Consider the following 489-nt stretch of genomic DNA (forward strand, 5'->3'; position numbering starts at 1 on the left):
ACTGCCCGGGCCACGCCGACTATGTTAAAAACATGATCACCGGTGCTGCGCAGATGGACGGCGCGATCCTGGTTGTTGCTGCGACTGACGGCCCGATGCCGCAGACTCGTGAGCACATCCTGCTGGGTCGTCAGGTAGGCGTTCCGTACATCATCGTGTTCCTGAACAAATGCGACATGGTTGATGACGAAGAGCTGCTGGAACTGGTAGAAATGGAAGTTCGCGAACTTCTGTCTCAGTACGATTTCCCGGGCGACGACACTCCGATCGTTCGTGGTTCTGCTCTGAAAGCGCTGGAAGGCGAAGCAGAGTGGGAAGCGAAAATCATCGAACTGGCTGGCTTCCTGGATTCTTACATCCCAGAACCAGAGCGTGCGATTGACAAGCCGTTCCTGCTGCCTATCGAAGACGTATTCTCCATCTCCGGTCGTGGTACCGTTGTTACCGGTCGTGTAGAACGCGGTATCATCAAAGTTGGTGAAGAAGTTG

At 54.6% G+C, this 489-nt stretch carries 1 protein-coding gene; it reads left to right on the forward strand.

Going from position 1 to position 489, the window contains the following annotated elements:
- Nucleotides 1-489: GTP-binding protein (locus NNN64_RS23065; RefSeq protein ID WP_271442911.1), on the forward strand; the 489-nt coding region annotated here is incomplete at both ends.

Source organism: Citrobacter sp. Igbk 14 (genome assembly GCF_028069825.1).
In the GTDB taxonomy this organism is placed as follows: Bacteria; Pseudomonadota; Gammaproteobacteria; order Enterobacterales; family Enterobacteriaceae; genus Citrobacter.